Below are 15,849 nucleotides of genomic sequence, written 5' to 3' on the forward strand. Positions count from 1 at the left end.
GCAACACGAAGGAGCACCACCCCTCATGACCGATGCGCTTCTCACCGAGACCCGCGACGACACGACGGCGGCATGGTGGCGACAGGCCGCCGTCTACCAGATCTACCCCCGCAGCTTCGCCGACGCGAACGGCGACGGACTCGGTGACATCCCGGGCATCGTCTCGAGGGCCGACTACCTGCGCGACCTCGGCATCGACGCCGTGTGGCTGAGTCCGTTCTACCCGTCGGCGCTCGCCGACGGCGGGTACGACGTGGCCGACTACCGCGACGTCGACCCGCGCCTGGGCACGCTCGAGGACTTCGACGAGATGGTCGCCGCGCTGCACGACCGCGGCATCCGCGTGGTCGTCGACATCGTGCCTAACCACTCGTCCGACCTGCATGAGTGGTTCCAGGAGGCGCTCGCCGCAGGCCGCGGGTCGGCGGCCCGCGAGCGGTACATCTTCCGCGAGGGAAGCGGACCCGACGGCTCGGAACCCCCGACCGACTGGACCGCTGCGTTCGGCGGGTCTGCGTGGGAGCGGGTGGAAGACGGCCAGTGGTTCCTGCACAGCTTCGCGCCCGAGCAGCCCGACCTCAACTGGGACCACCCCGAGGTGCGCGAGGACTTCCTGAAGACCCTGCGCTTCTGGTCGGACCGGGGAGTCGACGGCTTCCGCATCGACGTCGCCCACATGCTCACGAAGGACCTCACCGAGCCGCTGCCGAGCACCGCCGAACTCGAGCTGCTGCCGCACGACGGCAACCACCCGCTGCACGACCGCGACGACGTGCACGAGGTCTACGCCGAGTGGCGCCGGGTCTTCAACGAGTACGACCCGCCGCGCACGGCCGTCGCCGAGGCCTGGGTGAGCACACCCGAGCGTCGGGCGAAGTACGCCTCGGCCGAGGGACTGGGCCAGGCGTTCAACTTCGATCTGCTCGTCGCCGACTTCGACGCGACGCAGTTCCGCACCATCATCGCCGACAACCTGGCGCAGTCGCAGGCGACGGGCTCGTCGACCACGTGGGTGCTGTCGAATCACGACGTGACGCGGCACGCGACCCGCTACGGTCTGCCGCAGCTCGGCGGACGCACCGGAGTGAAGCAGGGTGTCGAATGGGTCGCCGCCGGTGGGCCCGAGGATCAGCTCGACCGTGAGCGCGGGCTGCGCCGGGCGCACGCCGCGACGCTGCTGCTGCTCGGCTTGCCCGGCAGCACGTATCTGTACCAGGGCGAGGAGCTGGGGCTGCAGGAGGTCGCCGAGATCTCGGCCGAGCAGCGTCAGGACCCCGCGTTCTTCCGCGGTGCCGTCTTCGACGGCCTCGGACGCGACGGATGCCGTGTGCCGCTGCCGTGGACGGCATCCGGCCCGTCGTTCGGATTCGGATCGGGTGACGCTCACCTGCCGCAGCCCGCGTGGTTCGCCGAGTCCGCGGTCGATGTCGAGGCTGCGGACCCCTCGTCGACGCTGTCGCTGTACCGCGAGGCGCTGCGTCTGCGTCACGAGCTGCAGACCGACGAGAGCCTCGAGTGGATCGAGACCGGACGCCCCGACGTGCTGCGCTTCGCCCGCCCGAACGGCTGGCAGATCGTGACGAACTTCGGCTCGGAGCCTTTCGAGCTCGGAACGGATGCCGCAGATGTCGTCCTCGGCACGGTGGTCGGCGGCGCCGTGCCGGCGGATTCGACCGTGTGGATCGCACCGGGTCTCGTCGGCTGAGCCGTTCCCACTGGGCCGTCTCCACTGGGCCGTTCGCAAGAAGAAAGCACGGATGCAGGACGAGAACACGGTTTCTCGTCCTGCATCCGTGCGTCGGTCCTGCAGGCGGGTCGGGCGACGACGCCCCGGAAGCCGATTTGATAATGGTTCTCATTAGCGTTTAGAGTGAGAGCATGAAGAAGCCGTTCGTCGCCCTCGCCCTCGCATCCGTCGCCGCACTCTCGCTGGCCGGATGCTCGACCACCCCCGCTGCGGGAGAGGGCGACGACAGCACCGTGACCGTCGTGGCGAGCACCAACGTCTACGGCTCGCTCGCCGAGCAGATCGGCGGCGACCGCGTCGATGTGACCTCGATCATCACCTCGGCCACTCAGGACCCGCACTCATACGAGGCCTCGGCCCGCGACCGCCTGACGGTGCAGAAGGCCGACCTCGTGATCGAGAACGGCGGCGGCTACGACGCCTTCATCGACACCCTGCTGCAGGACGCCGACCCCCACCTGGTCACGGCCGTCGAGTTCTCGCACGACTTCCCGGGCAACGAGGGCCACTCCGACGAGGAGCATGCCGAAGAGGAGCACGCAGAAGGTGAGCACGCCGAGGAGGAGCACGACCACGACCACGCCGAGGGCGAAGAGGGCCACGAGGGTCACGACCACATCGAAGGGTTCAACGAGCACGTCTGGTTCGACCCGCACACGATGATCCACGTGGTCGAGGCCATCGCCGATGAGCTGGCCGAGATCGACCCCGACGGCGAGGCGGAATTCAGCGCCAATGCCGAAGAGATCGTCGCCGATCTCGAGGGTTTCGAGGCCGACCTCGAGACTCTGAAGACGGATGCCGCCGGCGCGAACGTGATCATCACCGAGCCGCTGCCCGGCTACATCGCCACCGCGGCCGGACTCACCGACGTCACGCCCGAAGGGTTCGCCGAGTCGGTCGAGGAGGGCAGTGACGTCGCCCCTGCCACGCTGCTCGAGACCCTCAACGTCGTCGAGAGCGGCGATGTGGCGGCCGTGCTCACGAATGCGCAGACCGGCGGAGCCGAGACGCAGCGCGTCGAGGACGCCGCAACGGATGCCGGCATCCCGCTCGTCGCGTTCACGGAGCTGCTGCCTGACGGATCGTCGTACTCTGAGTGGATGAGTGACGCGATCCAGAGCCTCGCCGCCGCGCTCCAGTCGTGAGTGGGGCCCTTCGACAGGCTCAGGGACCCACGGGGCACGGCCAGGGACCCACGGGGGACGGCCAGGGACCCACGGGGGAGAACCCGGTGCTCGACATTCGCGGAGCCGCGCTCCAGCGTGGCGACCGCGAGCTGTGGTCGGGCCTCGATCTGACGGTCGACCCCGGGGAGTTCATCGCGGTGCTCGGGCCGTCGGGTTCGGGCAAGACCACGCTGCTGCGCAGCATCCTGGGCCTCCAGCCGCTGTCGGCCGGCGAGATCACTGTCGCGGGCGAACCCGTGCGCAAGGGCAACCCGCGCATCGGCTACATCCCGCAGCAGCGCTCGCTCGCCCCCGACACGAGCATGAGGGCCCGCGATCTCGTCGCGCTCGGGGTGCAGGGCAGCCGCTTCGGCTTTCCTGTTCCGCACCGGGGCGACAAGGCCAAGGTCGATGAGCTGCTGGCCTCGGTGGGTGCGGCACACTATGCCGACCGCCGCGTGGGACTGCTCTCGGGTGGTGAGCAGCAGCGACTGCGAGTGGGGCAGGCCCTCGCCGACGAGCCGACCCTGCTGCTGTGCGACGAGCCACTGTCGAACCTCGACCTCGCGAACCAGGTCGCCATCACCGACATCATCGACCGCCAGCGCCGCGACCGCCGAGCCGCTGTGCTGTTCGTGACCCACGACATCAACCCGATCCTCGGTCGGGTCGACCGCATCCTGTACATCGCGGGTGGACGGTTCGTGCTCGGCACCCCCGAAGAGGTGCTGCAGACCCGCGTGCTCACCGAGCTCTACGGCACCCCGGTGTTCGTGCTGCGAGCGGGCGACCGACTGGTCGTCGTGGGAGTGCCGGATGCCGAGCCCCACCATGAGCACGCGCACGACCACGACCACGGAGGTGCCGCATGAATGCCATGACCGGCATCGTGCAGGCCGTGGACTGGAGCGACGTCTTCTCGTTCCAGGACTACGGCGAGCTCGTCGCCCTGCTCGCGAACTCGATCATCGCGGGTGCCGTGCTCGGCATCGTCGGCGGACTGATCGGCGTCTTCGTGATGCAGCGCGACCTGGCGTTCGCCGTGCACGGAGTCAGCGAGCTGTCGTTCGCCGGCGCCGCCGCTGCCCTGCTGTTCGGCGGCAGCGTGGTCGCGGGCTCGCTCGGCGGTGCGCTCGTCGCGGCGATCCTGATCGGCATCCTCGGTGCCAAGGCGCGGGATCGCAACTCGATCGTCGGTGTGCTGATGCCGTTCGGCTTGGGTCTCGGCATCCTGTTCCTGTCGCTCTACGACGGGCGCAGCGCCAATCGCTTCAGCCTGCTGACCGGGCAGATCGTGTCGGTGTCGAGCCCCGACCTCGGCTGGCTGCTCGGCATCAGCATCGTCGTGCTGCTCGGACTGCTGCTGATGTGGAACCCGCTGCGCTTCGACTCGCTCGACCCCGAATCGGCCGCCGCCCGCGGAGTGCCCACCCGCGCCGTGAGCCTGCTGTTCATGGTGCTGCTCGGCCTGATCGTCGCCGTCAGCGTGCACATCATCGGCGCGCTGCTCGTGATGGCTCTGCTCGTGACTCCTGCAGCTGCCGCGATGCGCATCACGGCGGGCCCGGTCGCGGTGCCACTGCTCGCGGCGCTGTTCGGCTTCGTGTCGGCCGTCGGCGGCATCCTGCTCGCCCTTGCCGGCACCCTTCCGGTGAGCCCGTACATCACGACACTGTCGTTCACGATCTACGTCGTGTGCTGGATCATCCAGCGCGCGCGCGGCGGCGTACGACGCGTGCACGCCTGACGTTCCCAGGGCCTGATAAGGGCGGCGCGCCTAGAATCGTGGGTATGGCTCAGCGGAACACCTGGCAGCGCGATCGTGTGCGCGAAGCCCTCGCCGACGCGCGAGGGTTCGTCAGCGCGCAGAATCTGCACGCCTCGCTGCGCGACGACAACACAGGCATCGGTCTCGCCACGGTGTATCGGGCCCTCGCCGGGCTGGCCGCGGCCGGCGACGCCGACTCGCTGCAGAGCCCTGAGGGCGAGGCGCTCTACCGTGCCTGCACGACCCAGGGTCACCACCACCACCTGATCTGCCGCAACTGCGGTCTCACCGTCGAGATCGAAGCCACCGACGTCGAGCAGTGGGCGCACCGCACCGCGGCCCTGCACGGGTTCACGGATGCCGCGCACGTCGTCGACATCTTCGGGCTGTGCGCCTCGTGCACCAACAAGCGCGATGCCGAAGAGGCAGCGAACGCGTGACCACCCAGGCCGCTCCACGGTCGGTGCACTCGCACCGACCCTCTCGATCGCCGCGCTCGCCGTGGATCGGGGTGGCCCTCGGCGCCGCGATCGTGGCCGCGCTCTTCCTGGTCGATCGATTCCTGCCGACGCTGTTCACCGAGAGCCTGCCGAGCAGAGCTCAAGACGGGCTGACGCTCGCACTGAGCGTGCTCATCGAGGCGCTGCCGTTCGTGATCCTCGGCGTGCTGCTGTCGATCGTCGTGCAGGTGTGGCTGCCGGCCGACGTGATCCACCGCTGGCTGCCGAAGCGCGCGTGGGCCCGCCGGGCTGTGCTGTCGCTTCTCGGAATGCTGATCCCGGTGTGCGAGTGCGGCAACGTGCCGTTCGCGCGCGGCCTGATGATGCGCGGTCTGGCGCCGGCCGAGGCGCTGACCTTCCTGATCGCCGCCCCGATCGTGAACCCGATCGTGATCCTCACCACCCACGCGGCTTTCGGCTTCGACGACGGCATCCTGGTCGCGCGCCTCATCGGGGGCTACCTGATCGCCAACCTGATCGGCTGGATCTACAGCCGCCACCCCTCGCCCGACTCGCTGCTCACGCAGCGCTTCGTCGACACGTGCGACCGCGTCACCCACGAGCACGGCACGCCGGTTCGCCGCAGCCTGACGCAGTTCCTCATCGAACTGCGGGCCGTCATGCCGGCCCTCGTGATCGGCTCGGCGCTCGCCGGAGCCGTGCAGGTGCTGATCCCGCGCGAGGTGCTGCTGGCCATCGGCTCGAACCCGGTGCTGTCGATCCTCGCGATGATGGCGCTCGCGATGACCGTCGCGATCTGCTCGAACGTCGATGCGTTCTTCGCGCTCTCCTTCGCCTCGACCTTCTCGTCGGGCGCTCTCGTCGCGTTCCTGCTCGTCGGTCCGCTCGTCGACGTCAAGATGCTCGCGCTCATGCGCACCACCTTCACCACGCGCACGCTCGTCGGCATCGTCGGCGTGGTCGTGTTCGCCGCCTTCGCGATCGGGATCGGGGTGAACGTCTTTGTCTGATCACACGCACACCGCTGACGCGCCGTCGCGCGCCCGGGCACTCGCCACCCGCTGGCTGGGCATCGGCCTCGCCGCCGTCATCTCGGTCGTCACTCTCGGACTCGGCCTGACCGGCCGATTGAACCTCTACATCAGCCCCGAGTCGGTGTGGTTCACGTGCGCCGCAGCCGTCGTGACCCTTGCTGGCGCGATCTGGTCGTGCACTCTGCCGCTCGGCGAAGAGGGAGACCACGGCCACGATCATGGCGACGCGCACGAGGCGGATGTTGAAGCGTCGCCCCGCCGCTCCCTCGCCCTGGCCGGCACGGTGACCGGTGGTGTGGTGGCCAGTGGCGTCGTGATCGCCGCGCTCGTGCTGCCCCCCGCATCGCTGTCGGTCGAACTCGCGATGTCGAGAGTCGGCGAGCAGACCGCCCTGTTCGCCGGGGCCGACGACGTGACCCTGGGCGTGGCCGACACCGCGACCTTCGGTGTCGGGGACTGGGCGAGCGTGTTCGCCACGGCGACCAACACCGCGGCCTACGACGGCAAGACGGTCACGCTGACCGGCTTCGTCACCCCGACGGATGCCGACGGGGTCAACCTCACGCGCCTCGTGATCACGCACTGCGTGATCGACGCGCAGCCGGCGACCCTGCCCGTGACGATCGACGCCGGCGAGTTCGACACCGGTCAGTGGGTCGAGGTCGAGGGCACGGTCAAGGCGGATGCCGACGGATCGCTGCACGTCGATCCGACGACCGTCACCGCCATCGACGAGCCTTCGGACCCGTATGAGTACTGACGACGAGCGCCCTGGGGTTCCGCGTACCCGCGCCGAGCTGCGCGCCGCCCGCGAGGCCGAGGCGGCGGCTGCGTCCCGTTCGTCGCGCGAGGACGGCGGAGCCGACCGAGACGACACGCCGCCTGCGGCCCGCTCGACGGGCGGTGCGCGACCGATGCGTTCGACCTTCGTCCCGCCGGATGCCGACTCGACGACCACGTTCGCGGCTCGCTCCTCGGCCGACTACGTGCCACCCGCTCCCTCCACGACCGACTACACGCCCCCCGCGCCCGAGAAACCGAAGCCCGCGAAGGCACCCAGGCCTCCGAAGACGCCGAAGCCGGCGAGGGCTCCGAAAACCGCCAAGGGCCCCAGGCCCGAGAAGCCCGCCGCGTCGCGCGACAGCAGATTCCTGCTGGCGCTGGGCGCCGTGCTCGGCATCCTCGTGCTGGTGGGCGCAGGGCTCGGCGTGGTCAGCCTCACTCAGGGGCCGCGCATCACCGAGGTGCAGGTCGACCCGGCCGAGGCGATCGAGACGTCGGGCAGCCGCGTCATCCTCACCGCGAACCAGTCTCTCGCTGCGATCGACGAGTCGCAGGTGACGGTCGAACCCGCGGTGCCGTTCACTCTCGACGCCGCAGGCCGTGGCATCGGCATCCGCTTCACCGTTCCGCTCGACGACGACACCGAGTACACCGTGAATGTCGCTGATGCGGTCGGCGCCGGAGGCGGCCCCAGCGCCACGCTCTCGACGAGCTTCTCGACTCCGCCGTCCACGATCTTCCTGCTGCGTCGAGACGCCGACGGCGACGACCAGATCTTCCGCACCGACCTGACGGGCGAGCAGGCGCAGCCCGTCTTCGCGGCAGACAAGATCAACGACTTCCGAGCGACCTCGTCGCAGCTCGTCGTCTCGGTCGAGGAGGACGAAGGCTCGAAGCTGCTCGTGATGGACCGTGACGGCAAGAACACGCGCGAGCTCGAACTGCCCGGCGTCGGATACGTGGGCGCGATCCAGGTCTCCGACCGCGGCGGCCTGGTCGGCTACAGCTACTCCGACAAGGAGCTCAGCGACACCGAGGGGCGCGCGAGCGTGCTCGTGACGCAGTCGCTGAGCGGCGATGATGAGCCTGTGGTCACCGAGGTCGGTGACAAGGAGGCGAATGTCTTCGTCTGGCAGTTCGTGCCAGACAGCGCGGCGATGCTCTTCATCGACTTCGACGGTGCGCTCTCGCTGGTCGATCGCACGACTGACGCAGGCGTGCAGTCCCTCGGACTCGCGACCACCATTCAGGGCATCTCGCGCGGCACGTACACGGCGATCGTCGAACGGCTCGACGGCTCTGTGGTCGAGCTCAACCTCACCGACGGCTCGGAGGTGCCGCTCGAGGCATCGACTCCCGACTACGGTTCGGCGATCACGATCACGCCGTTCCCCGGCGGAACGCTGCGCCACGTCGTCTCGCGCGATGAGAGCGGACTGCCCATCGGTCAGGCGATCGTCCGTGTCGATGACGAGGGAGCCGCGACACCCCTCGTCGAGGTCGACTCGACCGACTCGATCCTGCAGGCCTGCGCCTCACCCAGCGGCCAGTACGCCGCGGTCGTGATCGCGCCCGATCTCGCCGACAACCCTTACGACCAGATGCTGCTGCCGCTGCCCGAGAACCTCGAGACGCACCTGCTCGACCTGCGCACGGGTGACGAGATCGTGGCACTCACCGGTTTCGACGCCTCATGGTGCCAGACGGCGCCGCAGTTCTGAGCGCATGCCGACGGATGCCCTGCACCGAGCGACCCGCGCCGAGCTGAGCGGGCTGCCGGTCGAGGTCGCCCCGCTGCTGCTCGGCGGAGAGCTGCGCACCGAGGTCGCGGGCTCCGAGGTGCGACTGCGCCTGACAGAGGTCGAGGCGTACCACGGTCAGGGCACCGGCCCCGATGCCGACCCCGGTTCTCACGCACGCATGGGCCGCACCGCGCGCAATGCGACGATGTGGGGCGAGCCGGGGCATCTGTACGTCTACTTGAGTCACGGCATCCACTCGTGTGTGAACGTGGTCTCGGGGCCTGAGGGGCAGGCCGGCGGAATCCTGCTGCGTGCGGGCGAGGTCGTGCACGGGGCGGATGCCGCGGCCGTGCGCCGTCGCGCGACGACCCCGCTGACGGCGACGGCACTGCGAGACCTCGCCAGGGGGCCCGGGCGGTTCGGCCAGGCGGTGGGGCTGCGGCATCCGCTTCACGACGGCATCGATGCGGTCGCCGGTGACGAGTTCGAGGGTGCCCGCGCTGAACTCTGGCTGCGGGACGAACCCGTCGCAGAGGTGGCGACCGGACCGAGGGTCGGGGTGGCCGGCGTCGCCGGAACCGCGGCGTTCCCCTGGCGATTCTGGATCACCGGCAACCCGACGGTCTCGCCGTTCCGCTGGGGGAGGGGCGCTCAGGCCGAGTCCTTCGGCCGCGCCTGAGACCTGCGCTCAGGCCGAGTCTCTCCAGACCACGGGCGTCGGCAGCATGATGCCCTCGCGCGGGCGCTGATCGTCGCGCAGCTGCGCGAGCACGGATGCCGCGGCTGCGGCCCCGAGCCCTTCGGCGGGCTGGTCGACGGTCGAGAGCAGCGGGGTGGTGCGGGTCGCCCAGGTGCTGTTGTCGAAGCCGACCACACCCACGTCCTCGGGCACACGACGCCCGGCTTCGCGCAGCGCCCACATCGCACCGGCCGCGACGGCGTCCGAGGCGGCGAAGACGCCGTCGATGTCGGGCGCGCGGTCGAGCAGTCGCGTCATCGCCGAGGCGCCGTCGGCATACGAGTACAGCGGCACCTCTTCGACGAGGTCGGGGTCGAACGCGTCGCCGAGCGCCTCGGTGAAGCCCGCGAGGCGGTCGGTGCCCGAGTCGCGGTCGAGGGCGGCGGCGATCATGCCGACCCGTGCGCGCCCCGTCGCGATGAGTCGGGAGGTCACGGCCTGTGCGGCGCCGCGGTTGTCGACGCCGACCCAGGCCGCATCGACGTCGGGCGGGTGGCCGACGTAGGTCACGGGCAGGTCGAGTCGCATGACGGCCTTGGTGATGGGGTCCTGGGCGCGGGCCGAGACGATGACGGCTCCGTCGACGAACCCGCCGTTGAGGTACCGCGCGACCCGTTCGGTGTCGCGCACCGAGTCCACGACGAGGCACACCATCTGGTAGTCCGCCTCGGAGAGGGTCTCGTTCGTGCCGAGCATGATCGCGCCGATGTTGGGGTCTTCGAGGAACAGCGCGTGCGGCTCGTGCACGATGAACGCGATCGCCTGGGTGCGCTGGCGCACCAGGTTCTGCGCCGCGGTGTTGGGCACGTAGCCGACCTCGCGGATCGCGTCTTCGATCGCCGTGCGCGCGGAGTCCGACACATACCCGCCGTTGATCACGCGGCTGACGGTTCCTCGCGAGACCCCGGCCACACGCGCCACGTCGTGCACGGTGCTGCGACGACGGGCGGAAGTACTCATGATCGACAGCCTAGCGACCGCGACTTGACGGGATTCACCGCGACATGCGACTATGTGTGCACGTTCACAGAAATCCCGATCGCTGCTTCCACGCCGCGAGCTGTGCACGTGCACACATGAATCGCAAAGGAGCGTCACTGAATGGCCGCCGCAGTGTCCGACCGCATCGCCACCCTCTCCGCAGGGCGCGGCCTCGTCTTCGGATGCGACTACAACCCCGAGCAGTGGGATCGCAGCGTCTGGCCCGATGACGTGCGGCTCATGCAGCAGGCCGGTGTCGGACTCGTGGCGATCAACATCTTCGGCTGGTCGTCGATCAACCCCGCTAGGGGAGTGTGGGACTTCACCGCGCTCGACGAGATCATCGGGCTGCTGCACTCGGCGGGGATCCGTATCAACCTCGGCACCGGCACCGCCTCGCCCGCGCCGTGGCTCACCGCGCAGCATCCCGAGATCCTGCCGGTCGGCGAAGACGGCACGGTCTTCACCCAGGGCGGCCGCCAGGGCTACTGCCCGAGCTCGCCGCTCTTCCGGGCCTACGCCGCCGAGGTCGTCACCCGCGTGGTCGACCGCTACGGAGACCACCCCGCCGTGTCGCTCTGGCACGTGTCGAACGAGCTGGGCTGCCACAACGCGCTCTGCTACTGCGACACGAGCGCCGAGGCGTTCCGCGGCTGGTTGCGTGACCGTTATGACGACATCGACGCGCTGAACCGCGCGTGGGGTACGACGTTCTGGAGCCAGCGATACAGCGACTTCGACGATGTGCGCGTGCCGGCCCAGGCCCTGTCTCTGCGCAACCCGGGCCAGATCCTCGACTTCCAGCGGTTCAGCTCCGACGAGCAGCTCGCGCTCTACCGCGCCGAGGCTGCGATCCTGCGCGAGCGCAGCGACGTCCCGGTGACGACCAACTTCATGGTGACCGCGCACATCCGCAACCTCGACTACTGGTCGTGGGCGGGCGAGATGGACCTGATCGCCAACGACCACTACCTCGACCGCCGCCTCGACGACGCGCGAAGCGAGCTCTCGTTCGCCGCCGACCTCACTCGCGGCCTCGCGCAGGGCGCGCCCTGGCTGTTGATGGAGACCTCGACCGGCGCCGTGAACTGGCAGCCGTACAACCTCGCCAAGGCTCCCGGAGAGATGCAGCGCAACATCGCCGCGCACATCGCCCGCGGTGCCGATGGCATCTGCTTCTTCCAGTGGCGCGCCTCGACCCAGGGCGCCGAGAAGTACCACACCGCCCTCGTGCCCCACGCGGGCGAGGACTCGGATCAGTGGCGCGAGGTCGTCGAGCTCGGCGGTCTGCTCGACCGTCTCGGCGAGGTCGCCGGCACCCGTGTCGTCGCCGACGCCGCCCTGTTCTTCTCGTGGGAGAGCTGGTGGGCCGTCGAGAACGAGGGGCGCCCGAGCGAGGCGCTCACCTACCTCGGTCAGGTGCACGCGGCACATGCGGCGCTGGCGGATGCCGGTGTCACCACCGACGTCGTGCGCCCCGGCAGCGACCTCGACGGCTATCGACTGCTCATCGTCCCGGCACTGCACCTCATCAGCGATGCGGATGCCGCGGCCATCGCCCGCGCGGTCGAGAACGGCGCGACCGCCCTGATCACCTTCTACAGCGGCATCGTCGACGAGGAAGACCGAGTGCGCACCGGCGGCTACCCCGGCGCGTTCCGCGACCTGCTCGGCATCCGCTCGGAGGAGTTCGCTCCGCTTCTTCCCCGAGAGGTCGTGTTCCTCACCGACGGCACGAGCGGATCGGTATGGGCCGAACGACTCAAGACGACGGATGCCGAGACCGTGGCGTCGTTCGCCGACGGCCCCGCCGCAGGTGGCCCCGCGCTCACCCGTCGCGAGGCGGGAAAGGGCGCGGCCTGGTTCGTCGCCACGCAGCCCGACCGCATCGCCTATCGGGATCTGATCGCCCGCCTCGCCTCGGATGCGGGCATCGCGCCTCACGCGGGCGCGAGCCGCGACGTCGAGGTCGTCCGTCGCTCCGGCGCGAACGGCAGCTTTTTGTTCGTCATCAACCACGGCGACTCGGCCGCCGAGATCGGCGCCACGGGGCACGACCTCGTCACCGACGCACCCACCACCGGCTTCGTCCCGGCAGGGGCAGTCCGCATCATCAAGGAGGATGTATGACCACCACGCTCACCGCTCCGGCGGTCGCCTCTGCGCCCCAGGCGCCGGGCCGCCGCCGACGGATTCCGCACAAGGGCGCCATCGCGTTCCTCATCGTCCCGTTCGGCGTGCTGTTCGCGCTGTTCTACGTCGTGCCGATCGCCTACGCGTTCTGGCAGTCGCTGCTCGTCGTCGAGCGCGACGGCACCTTCGGCAAGGCCGAGCAGGTGTTCGGCGGGTTCACGCAGTACGTGCTCGTCTTCCAGAACGAGGCGTTCTGGAGCTCGATGGGTCGGATGCTGACGTTCGGCGTCGTGCAGGTGCCGGTCATGCTCGGCCTCGCCCTGCTGTTCGCGCTGCTGCTCGATTCGCCACTCGTGCGAGGCAAGCGCTTCTTCCGCCTGGCGTTCTTCGTGCCCTACGCGGTGCCCGGTGTCATCGCCGCGATCATGTGGGGCTCGCTGTTCTCGCCCAACCTCTCGCCCTTCACCGCGATCACCAAGAACATCGACTTCCTCGGTGCCGACCTGGTGCTGTGGTCGATCGCGAACGTCGTGACCTGGGTCTACGTGGGCTACAACATGCTGATCATCTACTCGGCGCTGCTGTCGATCCCGCAGGAGCTCTATGAGGCGGCGATCCTCGACGGCGCAGGTCAGTGGCGCATCGCCTGGTCGATCAAGATCCCGCTGGTGCGCCCCGCGATCGTGATGACCGCGATCTTCTCGATCATCGGCACGCTGCAGCTGCTCGCCGAGCCCCAGGTCTTCCGCTCATTCAGCTCGGCGGTGACCAGCACCTTCACTCCGAACATGACCGTGTATGCCACGGCATCCATCCCGAACACCAACCTGGCGGCCGCCTTCTCGGTCGTGCTCGCCGTGACGACCTTCGTGTTGTCGTTCGGCTTCATGAAGTACATGCAGCGCAAGGAGCAGAACGCATGAGCACCATGTCGATCGTCGCCCCTGGGCGGGGCTCCCGCGGCAAGGCCCCGCGCGGAAAGGCCGCTCGCGAGTCGGGCATCTCCCGCACGGGCGCCATGCTCATCATGGCCGTGTTCACGGTCTACTTCCTGCTGCCGCTGTGGTGGCTGCTCGTCGCGTCGAGCAAAGAGACCGGCGACATCCTGACCACCGCTCCGCTGTGGTTCGCCGACTTCCACCTGCTCGACAACATCGCCGAGCTCTTCGCCTACCGCGACGGCGTCTATCTGCGCTGGCTGATGAACTCGGTGCTCTACGCCGCACTCGGCGGTGCCATCGCGACCCTGCTCGCCGCCATGGCCGGCTACGCGCTGGCGAAGTACCGCTTCCCTGGACGCGACCTGATGTTCGACATCGTGCTCGGCGGGGTGCTCGTGCCCGCCACCGCGCTCGCGCTGCCCCTGTTCCTGATCTTCAGCCAGGCGCAGTTGACCAACACGTTCTGGTCAGTCTTCCTGCCCTCGATCGTGAGTCCGTTCGGCGTGTATCTGGCGCGGATCTTCGCGGCCTCGTCGGTGCCTGACGAGCTGCTCGAAGCGAGTCGACTCGATGGCGCGGGTGAGATCCGCACGTTCTTCACCGTCAGCATCCGCCTGATGACTCCGGCACTGGTGACGATGTTCCTCTTCCAGTTCGTGGCCATCTGGAACAACTTCTTCCTGCCGATGATCATGCTGCGATCCGAGGACCTCTTCCCGGTGGTCTTCGGTCTCTACAACTGGAACAACCAGCTGAACCAGCTGCCGGAACTCCGCGGTCTCGTGCTGATCGGCGCTCTGCTGTCGGTCATCCCGCTGATCATCACATTCCTCCTGCTCCAGCGCTTCTGGCGCAACGGACTGGGCGCCGGCGCCCTGAAGTGAGCAGGCAGCCGCCCGGACCGACCGGGCGGCGCACCACCCGCACCACACACCCGCACCACCCCCATCGCATCCACGAAAGGATCGAAATGCAGCATTCGAAGATGAAGGCAGCCGCTGTCATCGCCATCTCGGCGTTCGCGCTCGCCGGTTGCTCGGCATCCGGCGGAGACAGCTCCGGCACCGGCGGCGACGCCGCCTCGTGCACCCCGGCGGACGGCGACGTCACGCTCGAGTTCACCTCCTGGATCCCCGGCATCGAAGACGTCGTCGAGATCTGGAACGAGGCCAACCCCGAGATCCAGGTCGACGTGCAGACCGGCCCGAACGGCAACGGCGGCACGTACCAGAACTTCTTCAACCAGATCAAGGCGGGCGACGCCCCCGACCTCGGCCAGATCGAGTACGACGCCCTGCCGAACTTCCTCGTGCAGGACGGCCTCGAAGACCTCAGCGCCTGCGAAGACGTGGTCGCCTCCGAAGACCAGTTCGTCGACTGGGCCTGGGGACAGGTGACTCTCGGCACCGAGGGCGTCTACGGCGTGCCGCAGGACACCGGCCCCATGGGTCTGTTCTATCGCGCCGACCTGTTCGAGCAGAACGGCATCGAGATCCCCACCACGTGGGACGAGTACCGCGAGGCCGCCGTGCAGATCCGCGAACTCGGCGGCTACATCACCAACTTCTCGCAGTCCGACATCAACCAGTTCGCGGGCTTCGCCTGGCAGGACGGCGCGCAGTGGTTCTCGAGCGACGACGAGGGCTGGACGGTCTCGCTCGCCGACGACGCCACGACCACGGTCGCCGACTACTGGCAGAGCATGCTCGACGACGACCTGGTCGCGACGGTTCCCGCCTGGACCGACGAGTGGAACAACGCCTACAACTCCGGTCAGGTCTGGACCTGGAACTCCGCCGTCTGGGGTGCCAACTCGATCTCGAGCGGCGCACCCGACACGGCGGGCAACTGGGCCGTCGCCGCGCTCCCGCAGTGGGAGGAGGGCGGATCCGCCGCCGGCAACTGGGGCGGTTCGTCGACCGCTGTGCTCAAGGGCAGCGAGCACCTCTACGAGGCGACGAAGTTCGCGCTGTGGCTCAACACGTCGGATGAGGCGCTGACCGCCCTCGCCGAGGCGGCCAACCTCTACCCGGCCACCACCGCGGGCCTCGACCTTCCGGTCTACGCCGAGGGCGTCGAGTTCTACGGCGGCCAGAAGATCTACGACGTCTTCGCCGACGCGGCCACCCAGGTCTCGCCCGACTTCGCGTGGGGCCCGACCATGACCCAGACCTACTCGGACGTGTCCGACGGGTTCAAGGCCGCGGTCTCGGGCAGCGGAACGCTGCTCGACGCGATCGAGAAGGGTCAGACGGCGACCGTCGACGCGCTCAAGGCCGCGTCGATCCCCGTCAAGGAGTAACACCTCTCGGAGGCCCGCCCGTATGCTCACGGGCGGGCCTCCCTTTTCG

Annotated in this window: 14 protein-coding genes; 13 read left to right on the plus strand and 1 reads right to left on the minus strand. The window is 69.0% G+C overall.

Features of this window, described 5'->3' with window-relative positions; translation table 11 throughout:
* Nucleotides 1-25: 25 nt before the first annotated feature.
* The 9 genes from ACIOU8_RS15080 to ACIOU8_RS15120 all read left to right on the plus strand — a co-directional run bounded on the left by ACIOU8_RS15080 (nucleotide 26) and on the right by ACIOU8_RS15120 (nucleotide 9,383).
* Nucleotides 26-1,705, plus strand: a complete 1,680-nt coding sequence (locus tag ACIOU8_RS15080; RefSeq protein ID WP_400791119.1) for a glycoside hydrolase family 13 protein — start codon at nucleotides 26-28, stop codon at nucleotides 1,703-1,705.
* Nucleotides 1,706-1,878: 173 nt separating this feature from the next.
* Nucleotides 1,879-2,895: a metal ABC transporter solute-binding protein, Zn/Mn family gene (locus tag ACIOU8_RS15085; RefSeq protein WP_400791121.1), complete on the plus strand. Its 1,017-nt coding sequence runs from the start codon at nucleotides 1,879-1,881 to the stop codon at nucleotides 2,893-2,895.
* 86 nt (nucleotides 2,896-2,981) lie between these two features.
* Nucleotides 2,982-3,788: a metal ABC transporter ATP-binding protein gene (locus ACIOU8_RS15090; protein WP_400791123.1), complete on the plus strand. Its 807-nt coding sequence runs from the start codon at nucleotides 2,982-2,984 to the stop codon at nucleotides 3,786-3,788.
* Between the two features lie 5 nt (nucleotides 3,789-3,793).
* Nucleotides 3,794-4,663, plus strand: a complete 870-nt coding sequence (locus tag ACIOU8_RS15095) for a metal ABC transporter permease (protein WP_400791344.1) — start codon at nucleotides 3,794-3,796, stop codon at nucleotides 4,661-4,663.
* 44 nt (nucleotides 4,664-4,707) lie between these two features.
* On the plus strand, nucleotides 4,708-5,124 hold the full coding sequence (locus tag ACIOU8_RS15100; protein WP_042540517.1) for a Fur family transcriptional regulator: 417 nt from the start codon (nucleotides 4,708-4,710) through the stop codon (nucleotides 5,122-5,124).
* A complete protein-coding gene (locus ACIOU8_RS15105; protein ID WP_400791126.1) occupies nucleotides 5,121-6,155 on the plus strand; it encodes a permease in 1,035 nt (344 codons plus the stop codon). The genes ACIOU8_RS15100 and ACIOU8_RS15105 overlap by 4 nt, the downstream gene beginning before the upstream one ends.
* On the plus strand, nucleotides 6,148-6,939 hold the full coding sequence (locus tag ACIOU8_RS15110; RefSeq protein WP_400791128.1) for a TIGR03943 family putative permease subunit: 792 nt from the start codon (nucleotides 6,148-6,150) through the stop codon (nucleotides 6,937-6,939). The genes ACIOU8_RS15105 and ACIOU8_RS15110 overlap by 8 nt, the downstream gene beginning before the upstream one ends.
* A complete protein-coding gene (locus ACIOU8_RS15115) occupies nucleotides 6,929-8,683 on the plus strand; it encodes an Ig-like domain-containing protein (RefSeq protein ID WP_400791130.1) in 1,755 nt (584 codons plus the stop codon). The genes ACIOU8_RS15110 and ACIOU8_RS15115 overlap by 11 nt, the downstream gene beginning before the upstream one ends.
* 4 nt (nucleotides 8,684-8,687) lie before the next feature.
* Entirely contained in the window at nucleotides 8,688-9,383 is a 696-nt protein-coding gene (locus ACIOU8_RS15120; RefSeq protein ID WP_400791132.1) for a DNA-3-methyladenine glycosylase, read from the plus strand.
* Nucleotides 9,384-9,392: 9 nt separating this feature from the next.
* On the opposite strand, the gene ACIOU8_RS15125 is transcribed toward ACIOU8_RS15120, so the two are convergent.
* On the minus strand, nucleotides 9,393-10,403 hold the full coding sequence (locus ACIOU8_RS15125) for a LacI family DNA-binding transcriptional regulator (RefSeq protein ID WP_400791134.1): 1,011 nt from the start codon (nucleotides 10,401-10,403) through the stop codon (nucleotides 9,393-9,395).
* A 141-nt stretch (nucleotides 10,404-10,544) separates the two neighbouring features.
* On the opposite strand from ACIOU8_RS15125, the gene ACIOU8_RS15130 reads away from it, so the two are divergent.
* The 4 genes from ACIOU8_RS15130 (at nucleotide 10,545) to ACIOU8_RS15145 (ending at nucleotide 15,800) form a co-directional block, all read left to right on the plus strand.
* Nucleotides 10,545-12,554, plus strand: coding sequence for a beta-galactosidase (locus ACIOU8_RS15130; RefSeq protein WP_400791137.1), 2,010 nt, complete (start codon nucleotides 10,545-10,547; stop codon nucleotides 12,552-12,554).
* Entirely contained in the window at nucleotides 12,551-13,480 is a 930-nt protein-coding gene (locus ACIOU8_RS15135) for a carbohydrate ABC transporter permease (protein ID WP_400791139.1), read from the plus strand. Before ACIOU8_RS15130 ends, ACIOU8_RS15135 begins: the two co-directional genes overlap by 4 nt.
* Entirely contained in the window at nucleotides 13,477-14,382 is a 906-nt protein-coding gene (locus tag ACIOU8_RS15140; protein ID WP_400791141.1) for a carbohydrate ABC transporter permease, read from the plus strand. Before ACIOU8_RS15135 ends, ACIOU8_RS15140 begins: the two co-directional genes overlap by 4 nt.
* 86 nt (nucleotides 14,383-14,468) lie before the next feature.
* Nucleotides 14,469-15,800 carry an ABC transporter substrate-binding protein gene (locus ACIOU8_RS15145; protein ID WP_400791144.1) on the plus strand — a complete coding sequence of 444 codons (1,332 nt, stop codon included), beginning with the start codon at nucleotides 14,469-14,471 and terminating at the stop codon, nucleotides 15,798-15,800.
* The last annotated feature ends 49 nt before the right edge of the window (nucleotides 15,801-15,849 follow it).

The sequence above is a fragment of the Microbacterium sp. NPDC087589 genome, from assembly GCF_044743635.1.
Lineage (GTDB): Bacteria > Actinomycetota > Actinomycetes > Actinomycetales > Microbacteriaceae > Microbacterium.